This is a genomic window from Streptomyces sp. NPDC045022 (genome assembly GCF_056432605.1).
The window spans coordinates 140421-161222 of the sequence record NZ_JBWKIR010000014.1 but is presented as its reverse complement, the minus strand read 5'-3'; the positions used below and the strand labels follow the sequence as shown (position 1 = coordinate 161222).

Sequence of the window (20802 nt, the reverse complement as noted above, 5' to 3'; positions counted from 1 at the left end):
CGAGACGGGAGTTCCATGACCACCGCTCCTTGGCGCGACCCCGCCCTGCCCGCCGCCGCCCGCGTCGACGACCTGCTCTCCCGGATGACCCTGGAGGAGAAGACCGCCCAGCTGTACGGCGTCTGGGTGGGGGCCGCCACGGACGGCGACGGGGTCGCCCCGCTCCAGCGGGAGATGGCCGCCGAGCACGACTGGGACGAGCTGATCACCCTCGGCCTCGGCCAGCTGACCCGCTCCTTCGGCACCGCCCCCGTGGAACCGGCCCTCGCCGCCCGGGCCCTCGCCCGCGCCCAGCGGCGCATCGCCGCCGCGAACCGCTTCGGCATCCCGGCGGTCGCCCACGAGGAGTGCCTGGCCGGCTTCACCGCCTGGCGCGCGACGGCCTACCCCGTCCCGCTCGCCTGGGGCGCCTCCTTCGACCCGGAGCTGGTGGCCCGGATAGGCCGCCGCATCGGCCGGGACCTGCGTTCGGCCGGCGTCCATCAGGGCCTGGCGCCCGTCCTGGACGTGGTCCGCGACCCGCGCTGGGGGCGGGTCGAGGAGACGATCGGCGAGGACCCGTACCTGGTCGGCACGGTCGGCACGGCCTACGTCCGCGGACTGGAGTCGGCCGGGGTCGTGGCCACGCTGAAGCACTTCGCCGGGTACGCCTCCTCGGCCGGCGCACGGAACCTGGCACCGGTCCGGGCGGGCGTACGGGAGTTCGCGGACATCACCCTGCCGCCGTTCGAGATGGCGCTGCGCGAGGGCGGGGCCCGCTCGGTGATGGCGGCCTACACCGAGACCGACGGCGTGCCCGCCTCCGCCGACCCGCGCCTGCTGACCGGCCTGCTGCGCGAGGAGTGGGGCTTCACCGGCACGGTGGTCGCGGACTACTTCGGCATCGGCTTCCTGCAGTCCCTGCACCGCGTCGCCGCGGACGAGGCGGAAGCGGCCCGACTGACCCTGGCCGCGGGCATCGACGTCGAGCTGCCGACCCTCAAGTGCTACGGCGCACCGCTCGTCGCCGCCGTACGGGACGGCCGCGTCCCCGAGTCCCTGGTGGACCGCGCGGCCCGCCGGGTGCTCCTCCAGAAGTGCGAACTGGGCCTGCTGGACGAGGACTGGCGTCCGGAGCCGGACGGCCCGGTCGACCTGGACTCCGCGGAGAACCGGGCCCTCGCCCGCCGTCTCGCGGAGGAGTCGGTGGTCCTGCTGGACAACCCCGACGGGCTGCTGCCCCTGGCCCCCGACGGCCGGATCGCGGTCGTGGGGCCGCGCGCCGCGGACGCGCTCGCCATGCTGGGCTGCTACTCCTTCCCGTCCCACGTCCTCACCCACCACCCCGGGGTCCCGCTCGGCATCGAGATCCCGACCCTCCTGGACTCCCTGCGCGCCGGATTCCCCGACGCCAAGGTGACGTTCGCGGACGGCTGCGGGGTCTCGGACCCGGACCCGGGCGGCTTCGCGGAGGCCGTGGCCCGGGCGGCGGAGGCGGACGTGTGCGTGGCGGTGCTCGGCGACCGTGCGGGCCTGTTCGGCCGGGGCACCTCCGGCGAGGGCTGCGACGTGGCCGACCTCCACCTCCCGGGCGTCCAGGCGGACCTGCTGGACGCGCTCGTCGCGACGGGCGTCCCGGTCGTCCTCGTCCTGCTCACCGGCCGCCCCTACGCACTGGGCCGCTGGCACGGCCGGCTCGGCGCGGTCGTGCAGACCTTCTTCCCCGGCGAGGAGGGCGGCCCGGCGGTGGCCGGGGTCCTGTCCGGCCGGGTGAACCCCTCCGGCCGCCTGCCGGTGAGCGTGCCGCGCGCGCCCGGGGGCCAGCCCTGGACCTACCTCCAGCCCCCGCTGGGCCTGGCCGGCGAGGTCAGCAGCCTCGACCCGACCCCGCTGTACCCGTTCGGCCACGGCCGCTCGTACACGACGTTCGCCTGGGAGGACTGCACGGGCGCCGGCGTCACGGAGATCGGTACGGACGGCTCGTACGACCTCTCGCTGACGGTCCGCAACACGGGTGACCGCGCGGGCGCCGAGGTCGTCCAGCTGTATCTGCACGACCCGGTGGCATCGGTGACCCGCCCGGACGTACGCCTGATCGGCTACCGGCGACTGGAGCTGTCCCCCGGCGAGTCCCGCCGCGTGACCTTCCGCTTCCACGCGGACCTGTCGTCCTTCACCGACCGCACGGGCGCGCGGGTGGTGGAGCCGGGGGCGCTGGAGCTGCGGCTGGGCACGTCGAGCGCGGAGGTACGGCACACCGCCCGGCTGCGGCTGACGGGGCCCCCGCGCGTGCTGGGGACGGACCGGCGGCTGCACTGCGAGGTCTTCCTGGGCGCGGGCTGAGCCGCAACGCGAACACCCCGCCCCCGGAGACCCGGGGGCGGGGTGTCTGTGGAGCGCCGGGCAGGCCTTGCACCTGCATTTCCCCGCAGGAAGCGGGGCGTCTTTCCTTGGACCACCAACGCACCGCGTTCGGACCGGACTTCCGGCCGTTCGCGTGTGATGATCATAGCGCAGTCGGAGCGGTTCCCCCAAGCTCAGCCGTCCGCCACCGACTCGAACCGCCACCGGTGCACGGCTCGCGTCACCAACTGCGCGTCCGGTTCGGGCAGTTCGGGGAGGGAGGCGTCGTACGGCGCGTCCCACCAGGTGATGACCAGCACCCGGTCCTGCGGCGCGCGGAGGGTTTCCCGGCGCACCGGCTCCCGGGCGAGGTCCTGCTTCCGCACCCAGCTCAGCAGTTCCTCGCCCCGCCCCTCGGCGGCCCGCGCCTCCCACATCAGGGCGACGGTCATGGGTAGAGGTTCTCCGCGCTGACCTCGTGCACATGGTCGTGACCCGGGACGTGCGGGTCGGTCACCGGCAGGGAGGAGTCCGCCGACAGGTCCCAGCTGGAGGCGACCCGGTTGCGGGCGACCATCTCGGCGCCGAGCGCGGCCACCATCGCACCGTTGTCCGTGCACAGTTTGGGGCGCGGGACACGCAGCCGGATGCCGGCCGCCTCGCAGCGTTCCTGGGCCAGGGCGCGCAGCCGGGAGTTGGCGGCCACACCGCCGCCGATCATCAGGTGGTCGACGCCCGCGTCCTTGCAGGCGCGGACGGCCTTGCGGGTCAGGACGTCGACGACGGCCTCCTGGAAGGAGGCGGCCACGTCGCGGACCGGGACCTCCTCGCCGGCCGCGCGCTTGGCCTCGATCCAGCGGGCGACGGCCGTCTTGAGGCCGGAGAAGGAGAAGTCGTAGGCGGGGTCGCGCGGGCCGGTCAGGCCGCGCGGGAAGGCGATCGCCTGCGGGTCGCCCTCCTTGGCGTACCGGTCGATGACCGGGCCGCCGGGGAAGCCCAGGTTCAACACGCGGGCGATCTTGTCGAAGGCCTCGCCGGCCGCGTCGTCGATGGTCGAGCCCATCGGGCGGACGTCGGAGGTGATGTCCGCGGACAGGAGCAGGGAGGAGTGGCCGCCGGAGACCAGCAGGGCCATCGTCGGCTCCGGCAGCGGGCCGTGCTCCAGCTGGTCCACACAGATGTGGGAGGCGAGGTGGTTGACGCCGTACAGGGGCTTGCCGAGGGCGTAGGCGTACGCCTTGGCCGCCGAGACGCCGACCAGGAGGGCGCCCGCGAGGCCGGGCCCCGCGGTGACCGCGATGCCGTCGAGGTCCCTGGCCGAGACGCCCGCCTGTTTCAGCGCGCGGTCGATCGTCGGGACCATCGCCTCCAGGTGCGCCCGGGACGCCACCTCCGGTACGACACCGCCGAAGCGGGCGTGCTCGTCGACGCTGGAGGCGATGGCGTCCGCCAGCAGGGTGGTGCCGCGGACGATGCCGACGCCGGTCTCGTCGCAGGAGGTCTCGATGCCGAGGACGAGGGGTTCGTCAGTCATTGATCTCGGTTCCTTGTGCTGGGGGAGAACCCGTGGCGGTGCCGCTGTCGGATGCTGTGGTCAGGCGCATGACCAGGGCGTCCACGTTGCCCGGCTGGTAGTAGCCGCGCCGGAAGCCGATGGGCACGAAGCCGAAGCGCTCGTAGAGCTTCTGGGCGCGGACGTTGTCGACCCGGCACTCGAGCAGCACCTCGTGGCACTCGAACGCGGTCGCCGCGCGCAGCAGCTCGGCGAGCAGGCGCCCGCCGAGGCCGGTGCCCTGCTGGTCACGGGCTACGGCGATGGTCTGGACGTCGGCCTGCTCACCGGAGGTGACGAGGCCGGCGTACCCGACGATGCGGCCGTCGGACTCGGCCACGAGATAGCGCCGGGTGGCCTCGGGGCCCCGGGAGTGGGCCAGTTCGGACCAGAACATTCCCCGGGACCAGGCGTCCTCGGGGAACAGGTCCTTCTCCAGCTCCAGGACCGGGTCGATGTCCCACCAGCGCATCTCGCGCAGTCGGGGGGTCTGCGGCGCGGTCACCTGGGCGTGACCACCTTGTAGTTCCTGGGGACCTGCGCGTCGGGGCGGCGCAGGTACAGCGGGCGGGGCGCCGGCAGTTCCTCACCCGCGGCCAGCCTCCCGGCGGCGAGCGAGGCGAGGGCGGCGGCGGACACGTGCTCGGGCTCGTGGGCGCTCGGGAACGTGTCCGGGTAGAGCAGCGCGCCCGCGCCGACCGCCGGGAGTCCCGCGACCTGCTCGGCGATGTCGGCCGGCCGGTCCACGGCCGGGTCGGTCAGCCGGGTGTGCGAGTCGGCGTACTTGGCCCAGTAGACCTCCTTGCGCCGGGCGTCGGTCGCCACGACGAAGGGGCCCTTCTCGATGTCGGCGGCGTGGGCGAGCCCGTCCAGCGTGCACACGCCGTGCACGGGGACGCCGAGCGCGAGGCCGAAGGTGTCGGCGGTCATGAGACCGACCCGCAGACCGGTGTAGGGGCCGGGGCCGATGCCGACGACGATCCCGGTGACCGCCTCCAGTCTGAGCCCGGCCACGGCGAGAACCCGGTCGACGGCCGGCAGCAGCAGCTCCCCGTGCCGGCGCGCGTCCACCTGGGTCGACGAGGCGATGACGTCCGTGCCGTCGTGCAGCGCGACGGTGACGGCGGGTGTTGCGGTATCCAGAGCGAGCAAGAGCACGCGAACAGCCTACGGCGCCCGCGGCTCCAGCATGGCCGTCCGGGTCGTACGATCACCGACTGCTACGGTCTGTACGAAGTACGACATATCGCACGAGACAGAGGTGGTGCACGTGGCTGGGACCAGCTCGGCGATCGTGGCCGGCCTCACCGCGGCGGCCGTCGGAGCGGTCGGTTTCCTCGCCTACCAGGCCCAGGCGACCGTCCCCGCGAGCCTGGGCGGCAGGCCCGGGCCGAGCGCTTCCGCGGCGGCGGCCGCCAGCAAGGCGCCCCGGGACCGGCACAATCCGGCCGCCCTGCCGAGCGGGTCCGGTGCGGGTGAACGGGTCGTGTACTCGGTGGACGACGACCGGGTCTGGCTGATCGACGAGCGGGGCCGGGTGCAGCGCACCTTCAAGGTGAAGCCGGGCAACCTCGACCCGCTGCCGGGCACGTACTGGGTGTCGTCCCGCTCGAACGCGGTCACCGGCAGCGACGGTCTCCCCATCGAGCACGTCGTGCGGTTCACCAGCGTGGACGGGGTGGCGATCGGTTTCAGCGCGGCGGTGGGCGACGGCCCGGCCACGGCGGCCGACCCGAGCGTGAAGACGGGCGGCATCCGGGAGACGCGGGCGGACGGGAACGTGATGTGGACGTTCGCGACGATCGGCGTACGGGTGGTCGTGATCCGCTAGGCGGCCGCGCGCCGCTCGCCGGCGGGCTCGGGCGCCCGCTGCCGGGGTTCCGGGTCCCGCGGTGGCCGGGAGACCGCGTCCGCGGCCGCGCACGACGCCAGCAGATCGCGCATGGACGTCCCGGTGAGCACGGCCGGACGGGGCTGCTCCGTGGGGCGGGGAGCGGTCATGGACGCCTCCTGAGGTGCGGGGGCGGGCGTAGTTAGGCAGACCTAACCACGGGCTGGACACCATGTGACCACGCCCGGCACGTCCTGCGCAATACGGTGCCGACAGCTTGTCGGAAAACCGGGCCGGATCAGGCCGCGACGGTCTCCAGGCCGGCGTCCGCCCAGCGCTCACCCAGCCCGGTCAGCGTCACGTGCCGTACCTCGTCGGTGGTGTCACCGACGGCCCGGTGGATGACGACCTGGAGCCGGTCCTCGGTCAGTTCCTCCACCTTGCCCTCGCCCCACTCCACGACGATCACCGAGTCGGGCAGCGAGACGTCGAGGTCCAGGTCCTCCATCTCGTCCAGGCCGCCGCCGAGCCGGTACGCGTCCACGTGGACCAGGGGCGGCCCGTCACCGAGGGAGGGATGCACGCGGGCGATCACGAAGGTCGGCGAGGTGACCGCGCCGCGCACGCCCAGCCCCTCGCCCAGCCCGCGGGTCAGCGTGGTCTTGCCCGCGCCGAGTTCCCCGCTGAGCATCACCAGGTCGCCTGCGCGCAGCAGCTTGGCCAGCCGGCGGCCCAGTTCCCGCATCTGTTCGGGAGCGGTGATCGTCAGCCGGGTCTCAGCGGGGTGGTGCGGTGTCGCTGGTCGTTCCATAGCCACTTACGGTAGCCCCTGCGGGCACGGCACCCGCGCGGGTGAGCAGGTCGGCCAGGCGGTCGGTGACCACTTCCGGGTGTTCCAGCATCACCAGGTGCCCGGCGTCCGGCACGAGCACCAACTCGGCGTCCGGGAGCAGGTCGGCGATGGCCTCACTGTGCTCGCTGGGCGTGACCAGGTCCTGCACCCCGGCCAGCACGAGCACGGGCATGTCCCGGAAGCAGGGCAGGGTCTCGGTCTTGTCGTGGTCGGTGAAGGCCGGGTAGAACTCGGCGACCACGTCGATCGGCGTGGACTCGATCATCCGCTCGGCGAACCGCTCGACGGCCGGGTCGACGTCCCGCCCCGCGAACGAGTACCGCTTGATGATCCCGGCGAACAGGTCGGCGGTGGCCCGGCGCCCCTTCTCCACCAGCTCCGCCTGCTGCCCGAGCGCCTTCAGCACACCGGGGAGGATGCGGCGCACCGCGTTGACGCCGGCCACCGGGAGACCGAAGTTGACCTCGCCGAGCCGCCCGGACGACGTGCCCACGAAGGCGGTGGCGACGACCCGGTCCCCGATCAGCTCCGGGTACTGGTCGGCGAGGGCCATCATGGTCATCCCGCCCATGGAATGCCCGACCAGCACCACCGGCCCGTCCGGTACGGCGGCGTCCAGGACCGCCTTGAGATCGCGGCCGAGCTGGTCGATGGTGAGGGGCACCCGGTCCCGGGTCTGGGCCACGCCCCGCCCGGACCGCCCGTGGCTGCGCTGGTCCCAGTGCACGGTCCGGACGACCCCGCGCAGGGCGGCACGCTGGAAGTGCCAGGAGTCCTGGCTGAGGCAGTAGCCGTGGCAGAAGACGACGGTGACCGGGACGGGCGCCTTGCGTCCGAAGAGCCGGCGCCGGCGCGGGGAGACGTGCGGACCGGGATCGGGATCGGTCTCGTCGACCTCGTAGTACAGCTCGGTGCCGTCGTCGGCGTACGCCTTGCCCGGGGTGCCCCGCAGGGTGCCGTAGGGGCCGGCCGAGTCCAGCGCCAGCCGGGCCCTGCGCCGCATTCCGCGGCCCACCGTCATCCGCTCGATGGCGACGCCGGCCGCCGCGCCCGCGGCGAGCACGCCTATCGCGGCACCGGCGATACCGGTCGCCCTGCGCCAGCCGGCCGCCCCCGCGGCGGTGGCGACGGCCGCGGAGGCCACGACGTCCTGAACGACGTCCGCCACGGCCTCCGCGCTGCTCTCGCTCACGTACCGCTCCTCTTCGCCGTACTGCAGTTCGCCTGTGTGGGTGAAACGGATGATGCCGCAGTGGTACCGGAAGGCTGACGTTGCCCAGGTGACGCTGCCGCCCCCTGACGGGTTACCCGAGTTCTTCCCCGTTCACATAGACGCGGGGAACGCGGGTTCCGATGCGCGTGACGATTTCGTACGCGATCGTGCCGCAGGCCTGCGCCCAGTCCTCGGCGGTGGGCTCGCCCCGATCGCCGGGCCCGAACAGCACGGCTTCGCTGCCCACCGCGGGCTCGTCCCCGCCGAGGTCCACCACGAACTGGTCCATGGCGACCCGCCCGGCGACCGTCCGCCACTTGCCGTCGACCAGCACCGGGCCGGTGCCGGAGGCGTGCCGGGGAATGCCGTCCGCGTAGCCGACCGGCACCAGGCCGAGGGTGGTCTCGCCGGGGGTGACGTAGTGGTGGCCGTAGCTGATGCCGTGCCCGCCGGGGACGTCCTTGACCAGGGCCAGCGAGGCGCTCAGCGTCATCACGGGGCGCAGCCCGAGGTCGGCCGGGGTGCCCAGCTCCGGGCTGGGCGAGACGCCGTACATCGCGATGCCCGTGCGGACGAGGTCGAAGTGGGTCTCGGGCAGGGTGAGGGTGGCCGGTGAGTTGGCGATGTGCCGCACCTCCGGGCGCACGCCCTGGCCCTCGGCATGGGCGAGCATCTCCCGGAACCGGTCGAGCTGGGCGGCGATGGAGGGGTGCCCGGGCTCGTCGGCGCAGGCGAGGTGGGACCACAGTCCGGTGATCCGGACCAGCCCGGCGGCCTCGGCGCGCAGGGCCTCGGCGACCAGCTCGGGCCAGTCGGCGGGCTGGCAGCCGTTGCGGCCGAGCCCTGTGTCCGCCTTGAGCTGCACCCGGGCGGCCCGGCCCGCCTGCCGGGCGGCCGCGACGGCCTCCCGCAGGGCCCACAGCCCGCTCAGGGAGACGTCGATGTCGGCCTCGATCGCCTGCCGCCAGGGACCGCCCGGCACCCACAGCCAGCACAGGATGCGCCCGGGCAGGCCGGCCGCACGGAGCGCGAGGGCCTCCTCGGGCGTGGCCGTGCCGAGCCAGCTCGCCCCCGCCGCGCGGGCCGCACGGGCGCACGGCACCGCCCCGTGGCCGTATCCGTCGGACTTGACGACGGCCATCAGGGCCGCGCCCGGCGTACGGGCGCGCAGCGCCCGCACATTGGCGCGCAGGGCGCCCAGGTCGATCTCGGCGCGGGCGCGCAGGGGGGCGGTCGGCACAGTTGCAGTCTCACTCATGGCGCCCCCAGTCTCTCAGAGGGCCGTACGGGCCCCGGGTGCCGTGTCAGGTACCCGGCCGCCGCCCCCACCCGTGGGGCCGGCCGCCACCCCGGGCACGAGGCCGGGGGCGGGTGGCACGAGGGTGGCCCGGGGGGCGGCCGCGGTGGCCGGGGGTACGGCGGATTCCACGGCGCCGATCGCCGGTACGGCGGCCCCGGCGGCCGGGAGGGCCGTCGCGGTGGGGAACAGCACCGCGGCACCCCGGTCCGCGCTTCGTCCGCTGATCATGCGATCAGCCGAACGCGCGGTTCTCGCGGGCCGACGCCGCCGCGCGGACGGGTCACCCGAGGGATGGATGCGGTTACGCCTCCGCTGTGCCACCCGGCGGCGAGCACGTGGTGGGCTGGTCGCGCGGTTCCCCGTGCCCGTGGGGCGCCACTCGGCTGCGGGCGGTCGTGCCCCGGGTTCAGCTCCGGACGTCCCGCCAGGCCTCCGGAATACGCGCCGCCACGTCATGTGCGCCGACCGGCGCCCCGTCCGCCGCGAACCGCCCGGCGAGCCCGTGCAGATACGCCGCGGCACTCCCGGCGTCCACGGCCGGCAGCCCCGCCGCCAGCAACGACCCGGCGAGCCCCGACAGCACGTCCCCGCTCCCCGCCGTGGCCAGCCACGACGTGCCCGTGGCGTTCACCCGCACGGCACCGCCGCCGAAGCCGGCCACCAGCGTCGTCGACCCCTTCAGCAGCACGGTCGCCCGGTAGACCGCCGCCAACTCCCGTGCCGCGGCCAGCCGTGCCCCCTCGACCTCCTCCCGCCGCAGCCCCAGCAGCGCGGCGGCCTCCCCCGCGTGAGGCGTCATCAACGTCGGCGCCGTACGCCCCCGCACCACGTCCCGCTCGGCCAGCCGCAGGCCGTCCGCGTCGATCAGCACGGGCACATCCGCCCCCAGCACCTCCGCCACGGTCGCCGCGTCGTCCCCCGCCCCCGGCCCGACCACCCAGGCCTGTACCCGCCCGGCCTTGGCGGGCCCGTCCTCGGACACGAGCGTCTCCGGGAAGCGCGCGAGGACCGCGCCCCCGGCGGGCCCGACGTACCGCACGGCTCCCGCCCCGCCGCGCAGGGCCCCGGAGACGGCGAGCACGGCGGCGCCCGGATACCGCGCCGAGCCGGCGGCGATCCCGACGACCCCCCGCCGGTACTTGTCGCTCTCGGCCGCCGGCAACGGCAGCAGCCGCGCCACATCCGCGTGCTGCAAGGCCTCCAGCTCACCCTGGGCGGGCAGTTCCAGCCCGATGTCGACGAGCCGCACCACCCCGGCGTACTCGCGCGCGGGATCGACCAGCAAGCCGGGCTTGTACGTTCCGAAGGTGACGGTGAGGTCGGCCCGGACAGCGGCCCCGCGCACCTCCCCGGTGCCGGCCTCGACCCCGCTGGGCAGATCCACCGCCACCACGGCGGCCCGGGACCGCTCCACCACCGCCGCGAGCCGCTCGGCATCGGGCCGCAGCCCGCCCTTGCCGCCGATCCCGACGATCCCGTCGACCACCAGATCGGCGCGCTGGATCAGCTCCTCGGCGGCGCCGTCCGCGGCGACGGATCCGCCGGCCCGCCGCAGGGCACCGAGCCCGCCGGCATGGACCCGCTCAGGAGAGAGCAGTACGGCCGTGACCCCGGCCCCCCGCCGCGCCAGCCGTGCCCCCGCGTACAGCGCGTCCCCGCCGTTGTCCCCGCTGCCGACGAGCAGCACCACCCGGCTGCCGTACACCCGCCCGAGCAACTCCGCGCAGGCGGCGGCCAGCCCCGCCGCCGCCCGCTGCATCAGCGCGCCCTCCGGCAGCCGTGCCATCAGCGCCCGTTCAGCCGCCCTTACCGTCTCCACGCTGTACGCAGTACGCATGACACCGAGTCTGCCCCGGAACCACGGGCCGCCACACCCGGGTCGCTCACCCCTCCGCGACCACCACGGCCGAGGCCACCCCCGCGTCATGGCTCAGGGACACGTGCCAGGCCCGCACCCCCAACTCCGCCGCGCGCGCGGCCACGGTGCCCTTCACCCGCAACCGGGGCTGCCCACTGTCCTCGACGTACACCTCGGCGTCGGTCCAGTGCAGCCCCGGCGGCGCGCCCAGCGCCTTCGCCAACGCCTCCTTGGCGGCGAACCGGACCGCGAGCGAGGCGATCCCCCGTCGCTCCCCGCTGGGCAGCAGCAGTTCCCGCTCCACGAACAACCGGTCCGCCAGCCCCGGCGTCCGCTCCAACGACGCCCGGAACCGATCGATCTCGGCGACGTCGATCCCGACTCCGATGATGCTCATGAGCCGCAGCCTACGATCGCGGCCCGGTGCCGGGCGGCGGGCCGGCTCGTGCCGTCTACGCTCCGGACATGACATCGAAGGCCTATCTCTGCGACCTGTTCTCGCTCGACGGCCGTGTCGCGCTCGTGACCGGAGGCAGTTCCGGCATCGGGCGCGCCATCGCCGGTGCACTGGCGCGGGCCGGGGCGAGCGTGGTGGTCATGGCCCGGAACAAGGAGCAACTGGAGGAAACCGTAGGCGAGTTGCGCGCCGGTGGGTGCCGGGCGGCCTGGGTGAGCGGGGATCTGGGTAACCGTGAGGGCGTGCGTGCGGCGGCCGAGGAGGCGGCCGGCGTGTTCGGGGAGCCCGACATCCTCGTCAACTGCGCCGGGATCAACCTCCGGCCGCCGATGAGCGAGCTGGACGAGGACGTGTGGGACACCACCATGGCGGTGAACCTGGAGGCCCCGTTCCTGCTGGGGCAGCGGTTCGGACCGGGGATGGCCGAGCGCGGTTTCGGCCGGATCATCCACGTCACCTCCCAGCAGGCCCACCGGGCCTTCGTGCAGAGCGGCGCCTACGGCGTCTCGAAGGGGGCGTTGGAGTCGCTGGCCCGCTCGCAGGCCGAGGCGTGGTCGCGGCACGGCGTCACCTGCAACACCCTCGTGCCGGGTTTCGTGATGACGCCTCTGAACGCACGCCTGTCGTCCGACCCCGAGCGGGTGGCGGCGCTGGCCGCGCGGACGATGGCCGGACGCAACGGACTGGCCGAGGACTTCGAGGGCGCGGCGGTGTTCCTCGCCGGCCGGGCGTCCGCGTACATCACCGGGCAGTCGATCTTCGTCGACGGCGGTTTCTCGGTCCACTGAGCCGGCTCGTCCGCCGTACGGTGCGGATCGGCCCCCGGTGGGAGGAGAGGTGCGCGGGGACCGCCGCACCCCCGTTTCCGGGGGGCGGGACGACGGCGGTCCCCGCGAGGGACGCGAGCCGGGTCAGGCCGGGCTTGCGCGTCCGTGGCGTCCATGGAGGTCCGGGAGCCGCTCCGGAGGTCCTTGGCGCCGTTCGGTGCCGGCCTGGGCGGGGAGCCGCTCCCGCCCCTGCCGACACCCCCTACTCTGCCGGGCCCGTGTTAAGCGGGTGCTGCGCGCACGTGACACCCTCGTACCACTTCCGGAGCGGCTCGATCGGCCGATGTCACCACAAGTTCGCCGGGGTCACGGGCAGTTCACCGGGCGTTGGTCACTTGTTGCCGCCCTTGGCCAGGAAGGCCAGCAGGTCCTGCCGGCCGATCACACCGGTCGGCTTGCCCTCGACCAGGACGATCGCCGCGTCGGCCGAACCCAGCACCGACATCAGGTCGCCGACCGGCTCACCGGAGCCGACCTGGGGCAGCGGGGGGCACATGTGCTTCTCCAGCGGGTCGTCGAGGGACGCGCGCTGGCTGAACAGGGCGTCCAGCAGCTCTCGTTCCACCACCGAGCCGACGACCTCGGCGGCCATGACGTCCGGGTGGCCGGCGCCCGGCTTGACGACGGGCATCTGCGAGACGCCGTACTCGCGCAGGACCTCGATGGCCTGGCCGACGGTCTCGTCCGGGTGCATGTGCACCAGGGACGGGATGGAGCCGCCCGCCTTGTCGTCGAGGACGTCGGCGACGCGGGCGCTGGGGCCCTCGTCCTCCAGGAAGCCGTAGTCGGCCATCCACTCGTCGTTGAAGATCTTGCTGAGGTAGCCGCGGCCGCTGTCCGGGAGCAGGACGACCACGACGTCGTCGGGACCGAGCCGCTCGGCGACCCGCAGCGCGGCGACGACGGCCATACCGCAGGAGCCGCCCACCAGCAGGCCCTCCTCCTTGGCCAGGCGGCGGGTCATCTGGAAGGAGTCCTTGTCGGAGACCGGGACGATCTCGTCGGCGACGGTGCGGTCGTAGGCGGTCGGCCAGAAGTCCTCACCGACGCCCTCGACCAGGTACGGCCGCCCGGACCCGCCGGAGTACACGGATCCCTCGGGGTCGGCGCCCACGACCTGGACCCTGCCGTCGCTGGCGTCCTTCAGGTAGCGGCCGGTGCCGGAGATGGTGCCGCCGGTGCCGACGCCCGCCACGAAGTGGGTGATCTTCCCCTCGGTCTGCTCCCACAATTCGGGGCCGGTCGAGTGATAGTGCGAGAGCGGGTTGTTGGGGTTGGAGTACTGGTCGGGCTTCCAGGCGCCGGGGGTCTCCCGCACCAGCCGGTCGGAGACGTTGTAGTAGGAGTCCGGGTGCTCGGGGTCCACGGCGGTCGGGCAGACGACGACCTCGGCGCCGTACGCGCGCAGCACGTTGATCTTGTCGGTGCTCACCTTGTCGGGGCACACGAAGATGCACTTGTACCCCTTCTGCTGCGCCACGATGGCGAGGCCGACGCCGGTGTTGCCGCTGGTCGGCTCGACGATCGTGCCACCGGGCTTGAGCGCGCCGCTCTCCTCGGCCGCCTCGATCATGCGCAGGGCGATGCGGTCCTTCACGGAGCCGCCCGGGTTGAAGTACTCCACCTTGGCCAGGACGGTCGCCTGGATGCCCTTGGTCACGTTGTTGAGCCTCACCAGCGGGGTGTTGCCGACGAGGCTGATCATCGAGTCGTGAAATCGCACCGTTGTCTCCGGTTGCTTGCAAAAACAGTGGTCGTAGTGGTGTCGCCAGCCTAAGGCCCCCGGGTGACGCGGGACGGGCGTTCACTCCCCGTTGAGATTGGCGGACGGTCGGTACGGGGCAAGGAGTGGATGTACGGCTACGAGGAGGTGGCGGCGAGGCATGACGAGCATGTCGAGGGCGAGGGTGGCCCGGCGCATCGCGGCCGGGGCCGCGTACGGCGGCGGCGGGGTCGGACTGGCCGGTGCGGCCGCGGTCGGGGTGCTGCTGGCGGAGTTGCGGCTGGCCCGGCGCCATGTGGGCAACGGCAGCGGCGGCCGGGTGCCGGTGGCCGACGGTGTGTACGGCCATGCGTACGACATCCCCGGTGAGCCGCCCCTCCGGCTGACCATGCTCGGCGACTCCACGGCCGCGGGGCAGGGCGTGCACCGGGCGGGCCAGACCCCGGGGGCGCTGCTGGCGTCGGGGCTGGCGGCGGTGGCGGAACGGCCGGTGGAGCTGCGCAACGTCGCCCTGCCCGGGGCCCAGTCCGACGACCTGGACCGCCAGGTGGCGCTGGTGCTTTCGTCCGCGGCTCCCGTCCCGGACATCTGCGTGATCATGATCGGTGCGAACGACGTGACGCACCGGATGCCGCCGACGCGCTCGGTACGGCACCTGTCGGCGGCGGTGCGGCGGCTGCGGACGGCCGGTGCGGAGGTGGTGGTCGGCACGTGTCCCGACCTCGGCACCATCGAGCCGGTGCAGCAGCCGCTGCGGTGGCTGGCGCGGCGGGCGTCCCGGCAGTTGGCGGCGGCCCAGACGATCGGCGCGGTCGAGCAGGGCGGGCGGACGGTGTCCCTGGGCGATCTGCTGGGCCCCGAGTTCGAGGCGAACCCGCGGGAGCTGTTCGGACCGGACAACTACCACCCCTCGGCGGAGGGGTACGCGACGGCCGCGATGGCCGTCCTGCCGACGGTGTGCGCGGCGCTCGGGCTGTGGCCGGCGGAGGAGGAGCGGCCGGACGCGTCGCGCCGGGAGGGGTTCCTGCCCGTCGCCCGCGCGGCGGCCGAGGCCGCTTCGGAGGCCGGTACGGAGGTGACGGCGGCGATGCCCACGGGACCTCGGGGGCCGTGGGCGCTGCTCAAGCGGAGGCGGCGGCGCCGGGTGCCCGAGGCCGAGCCCGCTACCCCCTCGCTGTGACCGCCTCCTCCCGCTCGCCGGGCCCCTCTGGGCCGGCGGGCGGGACCGTGACCAAGCAAGCGCTTAGAAACTGCGGTCTGTCTCACACCACAACACCAGTGACCCAGCCCATACGGCCGGGTAACTTCCCAAGCGGCCCTGCCCACATCCCCGTACGCCACTGGAGCCGTGATGCCCGAAGCCGTCATCGTCTCGACCGCCCGCTCCCCCATCGGCCGCGCCGTCAAGGGCTCCCTGAAGGACCTGCGCCCCGACGACCTGGCGGCCACGATCGTCCAGGCCGCCCTCGCCAAGGTCCCCGAGCTGGACCCCAAGGACATCGACGACCTGATGCTCGGCTGCGGCCTTCCCGGCGGCGAGCAGGGCCACAACCTCGGCCGGATCGTCGCCGTACAGATGGGCATGGACCACCTGCCGGGCTGCACGGTCACCCGCTACTGTTCCTCCTCCCTCCAGACCTCCCGCATGGCGCTGCACGCCATCAAGGCCGGTGAGGGCGACGTCTTCATCTCGGCCGGTGTCGAGATGGTCTCCAGCTACGCCCGCGGCAGCTCCGACATGCCGGGCACCTACAACCCGCTGTTCGCCGAGGCACAGGCCCGCACCGAGGCCGTCGCCCAGTCCGAGGGCTCCACCTGGCACGACCCGCGCGAGGACGGCCTGCTGCCCGACCCGTACATCGCGATGGGCCAGACCGCCGAGAACCTGGCCCGCACCAAGGGCATCACCCGCCAGGACATGGACGAGTTCGGCGTCCGCTCGCAGAACCTCGCCGAGGAAGCCATCAAGAACGGCTTCTGGGAGCGCGAGATCACTCCCGTCACGCTCCCCGACGGCACCGTGGTCAGCAAGGACGACGGCCCGCGCGCCGGCGTCACCCTGGAGGGCGTCCAGGGCCTCAAGCCGGTCTTCCGCCCGGACGGGCTGGTCACCGCCGGCAACTGCTGCCCGCTCAACGACGGCGCCGCCGCGCTCGTCATCATGTCGGACACCAAGGCCCGGGAGCTGGGGCTCACCCCGCTCGCCCGCATCGTGTCGACCGGCGTGTCCGGCCTGTCCCCGGAGATCATGGGCCTCGGCCCGGTCGAGGCCTCCCGGCAGGCGCTGCGCCGCGCCGGCCTGACCATCGCCGACATCGACCTGGTCGAGATCAACGAGGCCTTCGCCGCCCAGGTGATCCCCTCCTACCAGGACCTCGGCATCGACCTCGACAAGCTGAACGTCAACGGCGGCGCCATCGCCATCGGCCACCCCTTCGGCATGACGGGCGCCCGTATCACCGGCACGCTCATCAACTCGCTGCAGTGGCACGACAAGCAGTTCGGCCTGGAGACCATGTGCGTCGGTGGCGGCCAGGGCATGGCCATGGTCATCGAGCGCCTCAGCTGACCCACCACCGGTAGCGACTCAGGCACGTTGCGTCAGAAAAAGGCCCGGAACCCGAGAAGCCCCTGGGTTCCGGGCCGTTCTGTGATCCAATCTCCCCCAGGATGTGACCTATCTCCCTCGTCAGGGGCATCCACGCAGGTCAGCGCCGTTCCGTCCGAAACCCCGCGACCAAAGTCCTGCCCGTTTCGTGACGTTACGCACTGACAGCTGGTTAGTCCGCCCTTCAAGCTGATGTAGGAAGTCGGGGGTCGACCTTGAACCGGGAGTACGTCAGTGAGCGCCATGCCGATCGCCTTGCTGCTCACCACGGCCGCCACGGGCGCCGTGGGCGTCGCCGTCCTGCGCACCGTCCTGAAGCTGCGCCGCCAGATCGCGGAGCTGCACAGCCAGCTCGCCGACAGCAACGCCGCCGCCATGCGCGCGCTGCTGCCGCACGCCCGTAGCGCCGCCGACGGCGACCAGATACGCGTGGCCGTGGCCGAGGCGCTGGCGGAGGAGCGGGAGCGGGAGCTGGCCGAGGCGCGTGCGTTCTGGGCCGCACAGGAGGCCCGGGACGCCTCCGACGCGCCCTCGCTGCTCGGCCTGCCGGAAGCCGATCTGTTCCTGCCCCGGCAGACCGACTTCGTGGGGCTGGAGCCGGTGTCCGAGCCGACGGCCGACACCGACGAGTTCTCCGGGGAGTCCCCGGAGCTGGCCGCGGCCCGTCGCCGCCACCCCTCCCACCCGGACTTCGTCCCCGTGCAGTCGCCGGCCGTGCACGACCACGAGCGCACGGTGACCACGCTGGAGCAGCTGGCCGCCGAGCGCGTCGAACTCGCCGACGTCCGCCCCGGCCCGCTCGGCACCCTCGACGTCTACGTCTTCGCCGACGGCACCACCCTGTGCATGACGCCGGGTCACCGCGAGACGGCGGAGCGCCTGGCAGCGGCCCTGGAGGCGGGCGAGACGCCGCACCTGCTCGGCGGCTCGGGCATCTCCGGCGCCTACACCCTCACGTTCGCGTGCGGCCAGGACACGGTCTACATCCTGGCCGACAGGGTCATCGCGTCTCTCTGATTCACACCCCCGCGCGCTGCCGCGCCGCCTCCACGCAGCGCACGGCTTCGGCGACCTCGTCGTCGTTCTTCAGCACCAGCGCCAAGTCGTGCGCGGCGACGAGGATTTGGTCGGCCGCGGCGAACATCCCCGCGTCCGGCATCTCCCGGGGCTCGGTCCCCGGCTCCTCCACCCGCTGCGCCCACCGGGCGAACTCCCGGGCCAGCGCCAGCGCCTCGGCCGCCGCGCTGCGTTGCAGCCGGCTCTGCGGTGCCGCCCGCAACCGGTCGGCGAAGTGATCCACTGCTTGGGTCAAGGGCGTCGTATCGAGCACGCGCCGAGCGTAACGCGCCGCACTGTTGCCAATACGCGAACGCTCAGGCACGGTGACCTGAAGGACCGGCTTACATCCCCTTTGCGTTCGGAGGCGCCGATGTCCCAAGTCTTCTCCGAGGAGACCCACCGCAACCTGCTCGCCCGCATCCCCCACTGCACCGGTCGTGAAGTCTCCGACTGGCTGCGCACCGTCGAAGAAGGCCCGGCCCTGTTCCGCTTCGAGGAGAAGGTCAGCTGGCTCCGGCACGAGTACGACCTGGCGTACGGCCACGCGAAGGCGCTCGTGCACGAGTACGACCTGAGGAGGGCGGCCCGCAAGCTGCTCTGAACGGCAAGGGGCCCCGGGCGCGTTGCCCGGGGCCCCTGCCTACGACCGGCGGACGGGCTAGTCGTTGTTGCTGAAGATCGCCACCAGCCGCAGCATCTCCACGTAGATCCACACCAGGGTCATGGTGAGGCCGAACGCGGCGAGCCAGGACTCGTTGCGCGGGGCGCCGTAGGCGATGCCGTCCTCGATCTGCTTGAAGTCGAGGGTCAGGAAGAACGCGCCGAGCAGGATCGCGATGATGCCGACGAGCGCGCCGAGCGGGCCGAAGCTGCGCAGACCGCCGTTTTCGGCGACGCCGAACGCGACCAGCAGCAGGTTGACCGCCATGACCACCATGAAGGCGATCGCGATGGCGATGCCGACGCGGGCGTAGCGGGCGGTGACGCGGATCCAGCCGGCCTTGTAGACCAGCAGGGTCGCGCCCGAGACCGCCATGGTGCCGAGCACCGCCTGGAAGGGCGCGCCGCTCCAGCGGCTGTTGTACATCTCGCTGATGACGCCGAGGAAGACGCCTTCGAAGGCGGCGTACCCGAGGATCAGCGCGGGCACCGGGGTGCGCTTGAAGCTCTGGACCATGGCCAGGACGAACGCGACGATCGCCGCGCCGACGGCCAGGCCGTAGCTGGTCGTCGAGACCGGCAGCAGCGCCCAGGCGAGGACGGCGCCGACGGCGACCGTGCCGAGCGTGAGGGCCGAGCGGACGACGACGTCGTCCATGGTCATCCGGTCGGTGGTGACCGGGGCCTGCGGCGGGGCGCCGTACTGCGCGTCCTGCTGGGCGTACGGGTTCTGCGCGTAGGGGTTCTGCGCGTACGGGTTGCCCTGTGCATACCCGGCCTGCGGTGCGGTGTTGAAGCCGGCGTAGCCGTTGTCGCGGCTGAACCCCCGTCGCGAGAAGACCGGGTTACTGCTCCTCATTTCACTCCTCCATGGCCACCTCGCGTGGCCTTGGGCTCAAGAGTAATGGATTGGCAAAGGATCGTCCGTAATACCTGGGGAGGATCTTTCCCCCGCCGTGCTGCGCAACACGCTACGCGGAAGGGTCATTCCCGGCCATGGATGATCTCGTTCCATGACGAACCTGCTACCCGATCGAAAGGAAACCCCGTGTAGGCCTCGGCCAGGTCGGTCCCGGCCGCCCGGGAGGAGACGATCCGTTCCAGCCGCGCCTGCTGCAGACGGGTGTCGAAGGCGGTGGCGTCCGGGGCGCGGTGCAGCAGGGCCGTCATGTCGTGGGAGAACCGCTCGGCCTGCCAGATCCGGCGCAGGCAGGTCGCGGAGTAGCCGTCGAGCAGTTCCGGGGAGCCGGTCTCCTTCTCGTGGAGCAGTGCCCGGGCGAGGGTGACGACGTCGCCGACGGCGAGATTCAGCCCCTTGGCGCCGGTGGGCGGCACGATGTGGGCGGCGTCGCCCGCGAGGAAGAGCCGGCCGTGCCGCATCGGCTCGTGCACGAAGGAGCGCATGGGTGTGACCGTCTTCCGGGTGAGGGGACCGCGGCGCAGCGTCCAGTCGTCGGCGGTCTCGAGGCGGCGCTCCAGCTCGTCCCAGATCTCCTCGTCGCTCCAGTCCCCGGCGTCCGTCCCGGCCGGGACCTGGAGGTAGAGGCGGGAGACGAAAGACGCAGGGGGGAGCGCGGCGACCCCGGAGGGGCGGTGGCGGGTGACGGGCGGGCGCATGGAGAGCAGGGCGAAGCCGCGGTCGTGGCGGGCGTAGACCAGCTCGTCGTGGGAGGGCGCCACGTCCGCGAGGATGCCGAGCCAGGCGTAGGGGTACGACCGCTCGAACACACGGGAGAGGCCGGCCGGGAAGGCCTTTCGGGCCACCCCCCAGAAGCCGTCACAGCCGACCACGTAGTCGCACTCCAGTACGTCCTCGCGGCCCTGGTGCCGGAACGGGACGCGCGGCCGGTCGCCCCCGGCGCCCTCCACCGCCAGCGCCTCCACCTCGAACAGCAGCGGGCCGCCCTCCTTCAACTGGAGGGCGATGAGGTCCTTGCAGACCTCGGTCTGGGCGTAGACGGTCACGGACCGGCCGCCGGTGAGCGCCGCGAAGTCGACGCGGTGGCGGCGCCGGTCGAAGCGCAGCTCGATGCCGTCGTGCCGCAGCCCCTCCCGGTCCATCCGCTCCCCGGCCCCCGCGGCGCGCAGCACGTCGGCCGTACCCTGCTCCAGGATCCCGGCCCGTTGCCGCTGTTCGACGTAGGCCCGGTCGCGGCTCTCCAGGACGACCGACTCGATGCCGGCGCGGTGCAGCAGCCGTGCGAGCAGCAGCCCGGCAGGCCCCGCTCCGATGATCCCGACGGTGGTGCGCATCGGCCGTCCCCTTCCCTCGAACCGCCGAGCGCCGCCATGTCCGTAGGTGAAGTTTTCTTCACTGATTTGGGCCTGAGCCTCCGACCGCACCCGTACGGCTGTCAACGGCCCCCCGACTCCCCGCGCGACTGTCTTCCTCGGCGCGTGACAGCGCCTCGGTGAGAGGGGATGTCCGGGGGAGGTGGTGCCCGGAGCCGGACTTGAACCGGCACGCCCGCGAAGGGGCAGCGAGGTTTAAGCTCGCCGTGTCTGCATTCCACCATCCGGGCAGGCCATGGGCTCCGCT

At 73.2% G+C, this 20802-nt stretch carries 22 protein-coding genes and 1 tRNA gene; 7 read left to right on the top strand and 16 right to left on the bottom strand.

The genetic code is table 11. The features are described 5' to 3' along the window. Nucleotides 1-15 precede the first annotated feature (15 nt). Nucleotides 16-2322 (top strand): beta-xylosidase/alpha-l-arabinosidase, encoded by a 2307-nt coding sequence (locus AC07C1_RS24920; RefSeq protein ID WP_478942341.1) that lies wholly within the window; start codon nucleotides 16-18, stop codon nucleotides 2320-2322. Nucleotides 2323-2516: 194 nt separating this feature from the next. Here the strand turns inward: AC07C1_RS24920 and AC07C1_RS24915 are convergent, their stop codons facing one another. Genes AC07C1_RS24915 through tsaB form a run of 4 tightly spaced genes read right to left on the bottom strand, consistent with a single transcriptional unit; the run spans nucleotide 2517 to nucleotide 5032 of the window. Then, a complete protein-coding gene (locus AC07C1_RS24915) occupies nucleotides 2517-2774 on the bottom strand; it encodes a hypothetical protein (protein ID WP_478942339.1) in 258 nt (85 codons plus the stop codon). Next, the gene (gene tsaD, locus AC07C1_RS24910) at nucleotides 2771-3856 is read right to left on the bottom strand and encodes a tRNA (adenosine(37)-N6)-threonylcarbamoyltransferase complex transferase subunit TsaD (RefSeq protein WP_478942337.1); all 1086 of its coding nucleotides are present in this window, start codon (nucleotides 3854-3856) and stop codon (nucleotides 2771-2773) included. Before tsaD ends, AC07C1_RS24915 begins: the two co-directional genes overlap by 4 nt. Next, nucleotides 3849-4346: a ribosomal protein S18-alanine N-acetyltransferase gene (gene rimI, locus AC07C1_RS24905; RefSeq protein ID WP_478942404.1), complete on the bottom strand. Its 498-nt coding sequence runs from the start codon at nucleotides 4344-4346 to the stop codon at nucleotides 3849-3851. The genes tsaD and rimI overlap by 8 nt, the downstream gene beginning before the upstream one ends. 29 nt (nucleotides 4347-4375) lie before the next feature. Further along, nucleotides 4376-5032: a tRNA (adenosine(37)-N6)-threonylcarbamoyltransferase complex dimerization subunit type 1 TsaB gene (gene tsaB / locus AC07C1_RS24900; RefSeq protein WP_478942335.1), complete on the bottom strand. Its 657-nt coding sequence runs from the start codon at nucleotides 5030-5032 to the stop codon at nucleotides 4376-4378. A 112-nt stretch (nucleotides 5033-5144) separates the two neighbouring features. Between tsaB and AC07C1_RS24895 the strand changes: the two genes are divergently transcribed. Further along, nucleotides 5145-5705: a hypothetical protein gene (locus AC07C1_RS24895; RefSeq protein WP_478942333.1), complete on the top strand. Its 561-nt coding sequence runs from the start codon at nucleotides 5145-5147 to the stop codon at nucleotides 5703-5705. Here AC07C1_RS24895 and AC07C1_RS24890 read toward each other — a convergent pair. The 7 genes from AC07C1_RS24890 to AC07C1_RS24860 form a co-directional block, all read right to left on the bottom strand. After that, complete coding sequence (locus AC07C1_RS24890; protein ID WP_478942331.1) at nucleotides 5702-5875, bottom strand: hypothetical protein; 174 nt, start codon at nucleotides 5873-5875, stop codon at nucleotides 5702-5704. The two genes, AC07C1_RS24895 and AC07C1_RS24890, sit on opposite strands and share 4 nt — an antisense overlap. A gap of 128 nt (nucleotides 5876-6003) precedes the next feature. Next, entirely contained in the window at nucleotides 6004-6516 is a 513-nt protein-coding gene (gene tsaE / locus AC07C1_RS24885) for a tRNA (adenosine(37)-N6)-threonylcarbamoyltransferase complex ATPase subunit type 1 TsaE (RefSeq protein WP_478942329.1), read from the bottom strand. Then, nucleotides 6482-7750 carry an alpha/beta fold hydrolase gene (locus tag AC07C1_RS24880; protein WP_478942327.1) on the bottom strand — a complete coding sequence of 423 codons (1269 nt, stop codon included), beginning with the start codon at nucleotides 7748-7750 and terminating at the stop codon, nucleotides 6482-6484. Before AC07C1_RS24880 ends, tsaE begins: the two co-directional genes overlap by 35 nt. Before the next feature lie 112 nt (nucleotides 7751-7862). Further along, a complete protein-coding gene (gene alr / locus AC07C1_RS24875) occupies nucleotides 7863-9029 on the bottom strand; it encodes an alanine racemase (protein ID WP_478942325.1) in 1167 nt (388 codons plus the stop codon). Between the two features lie 15 nt (nucleotides 9030-9044). Continuing rightward, the gene (locus AC07C1_RS24870) at nucleotides 9045-9299 is read right to left on the bottom strand and encodes a hypothetical protein (protein WP_478942323.1); all 255 of its coding nucleotides are present in this window, start codon (nucleotides 9297-9299) and stop codon (nucleotides 9045-9047) included. 178 nt (nucleotides 9300-9477) lie between these two features. Beyond that, a complete protein-coding gene (locus tag AC07C1_RS24865) occupies nucleotides 9478-10908 on the bottom strand; it encodes an NAD(P)H-hydrate dehydratase (RefSeq protein ID WP_478942321.1) in 1431 nt (476 codons plus the stop codon). Nucleotides 10909-10954: 46 nt separating this feature from the next. Next, nucleotides 10955-11326, bottom strand: coding sequence for a holo-ACP synthase (locus AC07C1_RS24860; RefSeq protein ID WP_121787355.1), 372 nt, complete (start codon nucleotides 11324-11326; stop codon nucleotides 10955-10957). A gap of 68 nt (nucleotides 11327-11394) precedes the next feature. Here AC07C1_RS24860 and AC07C1_RS24855 point away from each other — a divergent pair, with 68 nt between their 5' ends. Then, nucleotides 11395-12174 carry an SDR family NAD(P)-dependent oxidoreductase gene (locus AC07C1_RS24855; protein ID WP_478942319.1) on the top strand — a complete coding sequence of 260 codons (780 nt, stop codon included), beginning with the start codon at nucleotides 11395-11397 and terminating at the stop codon, nucleotides 12172-12174. A gap of 370 nt (nucleotides 12175-12544) precedes the next feature. On the opposite strand, the gene AC07C1_RS24850 is transcribed toward AC07C1_RS24855, so the two are convergent. Beyond that, entirely contained in the window at nucleotides 12545-13936 is a 1392-nt protein-coding gene (locus AC07C1_RS24850; protein ID WP_478942318.1) for a cystathionine beta-synthase, read from the bottom strand. A gap of 160 nt (nucleotides 13937-14096) precedes the next feature. Between AC07C1_RS24850 and AC07C1_RS24845 the strand changes: the two genes are divergently transcribed. From AC07C1_RS24845 to AC07C1_RS24835, 3 genes are all read left to right on the top strand, one after another. Beyond that, a complete protein-coding gene (locus AC07C1_RS24845; RefSeq protein WP_478942316.1) occupies nucleotides 14097-15116 on the top strand; it encodes an SGNH/GDSL hydrolase family protein in 1020 nt (339 codons plus the stop codon). 171 nt (nucleotides 15117-15287) lie between these two features. Next, nucleotides 15288-16505: an acetyl-CoA C-acetyltransferase gene (locus tag AC07C1_RS24840; protein ID WP_478942314.1), complete on the top strand. Its 1218-nt coding sequence runs from the start codon at nucleotides 15288-15290 to the stop codon at nucleotides 16503-16505. 273 nt (nucleotides 16506-16778) lie between these two features. Continuing rightward, on the top strand, nucleotides 16779-17561 hold the full coding sequence (locus AC07C1_RS24835; RefSeq protein WP_478942312.1) for a hypothetical protein: 783 nt from the start codon (nucleotides 16779-16781) through the stop codon (nucleotides 17559-17561). Nucleotide 17562: 1 nt separating this feature from the next. On the opposite strand, the gene AC07C1_RS24830 is transcribed toward AC07C1_RS24835, so the two are convergent. Further along, entirely contained in the window at nucleotides 17563-17874 is a 312-nt protein-coding gene (locus tag AC07C1_RS24830) for a hypothetical protein (protein ID WP_478942310.1), read from the bottom strand. A gap of 99 nt (nucleotides 17875-17973) precedes the next feature. Here AC07C1_RS24830 and AC07C1_RS24825 point away from each other — a divergent pair, with 99 nt between their 5' ends. Then, the gene (locus AC07C1_RS24825; protein ID WP_353600518.1) at nucleotides 17974-18204 is read left to right on the top strand and encodes a DUF4287 domain-containing protein; all 231 of its coding nucleotides are present in this window, start codon (nucleotides 17974-17976) and stop codon (nucleotides 18202-18204) included. Between the two features lie 57 nt (nucleotides 18205-18261). Here AC07C1_RS24825 and AC07C1_RS24820 read toward each other — a convergent pair whose 3' ends face one another. From AC07C1_RS24820 to AC07C1_RS24810, 3 genes are all read right to left on the bottom strand, one after another. Further along, complete coding sequence (locus tag AC07C1_RS24820; RefSeq protein WP_478942308.1) at nucleotides 18262-19122, bottom strand: Bax inhibitor-1/YccA family protein; 861 nt, start codon at nucleotides 19120-19122, stop codon at nucleotides 18262-18264. Nucleotides 19123-19247: 125 nt separating this feature from the next. Beyond that, a complete protein-coding gene (locus tag AC07C1_RS24815) occupies nucleotides 19248-20516 on the bottom strand; it encodes a 4-hydroxybenzoate 3-monooxygenase (protein ID WP_478942307.1) in 1269 nt (422 codons plus the stop codon). 182 nt (nucleotides 20517-20698) lie between these two features. Beyond that, nucleotides 20699-20785 (bottom strand) — tRNA-Leu (locus AC07C1_RS24810). Nucleotides 20786-20802: the final 17 nt, after the last annotated feature.

Bases quoted from the DNA above. Each gene is read 5' to 3' on its own strand.
- AC07C1_RS24870 (WP_478942323.1), bottom strand. From the start codon at position 9,299: ATGATCAGCGGACGAAGCGCGGACCGGGGTGCCGCGGTGCTGTTCCCC.
- AC07C1_RS24860 (WP_121787355.1), bottom strand. From the start codon at position 11,326: ATGAGCATCATCGGAGTCGGGATCGACGTCGCCGAGATCGATCGGTTC.
- AC07C1_RS24825 (WP_353600518.1), top strand. From the start codon at position 17,974: ATGTCCCAAGTCTTCTCCGAGGAGACCCACCGCAACCTGCTCGCCCGC.
- AC07C1_RS24865 (WP_478942321.1), bottom strand. From the start codon at position 10,908: ATGCGTACTGCGTACAGCGTGGAGACGGTAAGGGCGGCTGAACGGGCG.
- AC07C1_RS24920 (WP_478942341.1), top strand. From the start codon at position 16: ATGACCACCGCTCCTTGGCGCGACCCCGCCCTGCCCGCCGCCGCCCGC.
- tsaE (WP_478942329.1), bottom strand. From the start codon at position 6,516: ATGGAACGACCAGCGACACCGCACCACCCCGCTGAGACCCGGCTGACG.
- AC07C1_RS24855 (WP_478942319.1), top strand. From the start codon at position 11,395: ATGACATCGAAGGCCTATCTCTGCGACCTGTTCTCGCTCGACGGCCGT.
- AC07C1_RS24840 (WP_478942314.1), top strand. From the start codon at position 15,288: ATGCCCGAAGCCGTCATCGTCTCGACCGCCCGCTCCCCCATCGGCCGC.
- AC07C1_RS24915 (WP_478942339.1), bottom strand. From the start codon at position 2,774: ATGACCGTCGCCCTGATGTGGGAGGCGCGGGCCGCCGAGGGGCGGGGC.
- AC07C1_RS24845 (WP_478942316.1), top strand. From the start codon at position 14,097: ATGACGAGCATGTCGAGGGCGAGGGTGGCCCGGCGCATCGCGGCCGGG.
- AC07C1_RS24820 (WP_478942308.1), bottom strand. From the start codon at position 19,122: ATGAGGAGCAGTAACCCGGTCTTCTCGCGACGGGGGTTCAGCCGCGAC.
- rimI (WP_478942404.1), bottom strand. From the start codon at position 4,346: ATGCGCTGGTGGGACATCGACCCGGTCCTGGAGCTGGAGAAGGACCTG.
- AC07C1_RS24890 (WP_478942331.1), bottom strand. From the start codon at position 5,875: ATGACCGCTCCCCGCCCCACGGAGCAGCCCCGTCCGGCCGTGCTCACC.
- tsaD (WP_478942337.1), bottom strand. From the start codon at position 3,856: ATGACTGACGAACCCCTCGTCCTCGGCATCGAGACCTCCTGCGACGAG.
- alr (WP_478942325.1), bottom strand. From the start codon at position 9,029: ATGAGTGAGACTGCAACTGTGCCGACCGCCCCCCTGCGCGCCCGCGCC.
- AC07C1_RS24815 (WP_478942307.1), bottom strand. From the start codon at position 20,516: ATGCGCACCACCGTCGGGATCATCGGAGCGGGGCCTGCCGGGCTGCTG.